Raw genomic sequence first — 1,311 nt, forward strand, 5'->3', positions numbered from 1 at the left:
GTACTAACCCGGGCAGGGCTCTTGATTGGAGTCATGGTGTCCCTGTCCGGGCCACCTTTTTCCTGTACCAAAAAATGATCTTTTTCTTATTCCTGTGCAGCCACCAGATCAGGCTTTTCCACATCCCAAAAATGGTTGATCGTTTTTTCCGGTACTCCCAGAGTTCGCGCCTGCTGATCATGGGAATCCCTCAGTACTCCGAAGGGACCATCAGCACACCGTCGATGAGATACATCTTCCAGGTCCCGACCGGGAAATCGGTGTACTGGTATCTCTGCTCATAGAGCACCGGCGTATCGCAATCCTCACGGCATGTCAGGACCGCGGTGTTATCCTCGCTGACGGTCAGGGTCCAGAGCTGGAACGGGACTCCTTTCACATTCGGGTGAAGGCGGAAGATTGCGCCGATATCGGTGATCAACCAGTTTGCCCCGGCACATTCGGCCAGGTGCTCGATCCCGTCCGTGTGCATAAGGCCGGTGAACGGATCACGGAGGTACCGGGATGTCCCGGTAAAATGGGAGAGGGATGATTTCAGGTCCAGTGCTGAGATCATCAGGCCCGCCCCCTGCACGGCAGCGGATCACACATCCATGAAATCCGGTCAAGCCGGCGGCGCTCTGCGATGAGTGTCCCGAGGCCCTCCCGCTCAGCCCGGACTTTCCATGATTTGACGATCTCATCATGCACGATGCGGAGGTCCTGTGCATCGGCCTGCAGCGAGAAGGCCCGCCGTTCCTTGTCCGCGGCTTCAATCTCGATCTTTTCGAGTTGTTCGAGGACCTTGATCGGCATCGCATCAAAAATTGTTTGGGTCATGCTGTCACCCCGGCGGGTTGCATGGTCGAGACGTTCGCATATTTCCGCTCGCCCTTGATCATGCCCTTGACCTGCGCGAGCGGGGTAACATACCGCACATCGTTGATAGAGATCATCACGGCTTTTCCGGACCGGGTGATCCATGCCTTCCCGACCGGGGCCGCCTCCGCGTCCTTCATGACATCGGAGATATCATAGACCGAGGCGGGCCAGTGGTCTTCAAGTCTGCGGACTTCGCCAACGGGGATAACTGCCTGCATGGTCTTCACGTCGATACGGACCGAGCCATTATAGAGGCGGGCCGCCCCTATGTGCTCGAAGGTTACTTCGGTTTTTGTGTTTGGCGTCATGGTGTTTTTCACCATACATCTATCGACGTGAGAGCATATAACTCTCCGCCGTGCGCAGGGTGAAAGTAAAGGCGCTGCGGTTTCCGATTTGCGAAATAACGCAATTGCGCAGAATTTTATTTTGCATTGCCCGCCCAGGCAC

Annotated in this window: 3 protein-coding genes; all 3 read right to left on the bottom strand. The window is 56.1% G+C overall.

What is annotated here, in order from left to right; all coding sequences use genetic code 11:
* Positions 1-190: 190 nt before the first annotated feature.
* From CW742_RS13485 to CW742_RS13495, 3 genes are read right to left on the bottom strand one after another with little or no spacing between them, the layout of a single operon-like run.
* Positions 191-556: a DUF6876 family protein gene (locus CW742_RS13485; RefSeq protein ID WP_292421245.1), complete on the bottom strand. Its 366-nt coding sequence runs from the start codon at positions 554-556 to the stop codon at positions 191-193.
* Complete coding sequence (locus tag CW742_RS13490) at positions 556-819, bottom strand: hypothetical protein (RefSeq protein WP_292421247.1); 264 nt, start codon at positions 817-819, stop codon at positions 556-558. The genes CW742_RS13485 and CW742_RS13490 overlap by 1 nt, the downstream gene beginning before the upstream one ends.
* Entirely contained in the window at positions 816-1,169 is a 354-nt protein-coding gene (locus CW742_RS13495) for a hypothetical protein (protein ID WP_292421250.1), read from the bottom strand. The genes CW742_RS13490 and CW742_RS13495 overlap by 4 nt, the downstream gene beginning before the upstream one ends.
* Between the last annotated feature and the right edge of the window lie 142 nt (positions 1,170-1,311).

It is taken from the genome of Methanoregula sp., from assembly GCF_002835825.1.
Classification (GTDB): domain Archaea; phylum Halobacteriota; class Methanomicrobia; order Methanomicrobiales; family Methanospirillaceae; genus Methanoregula.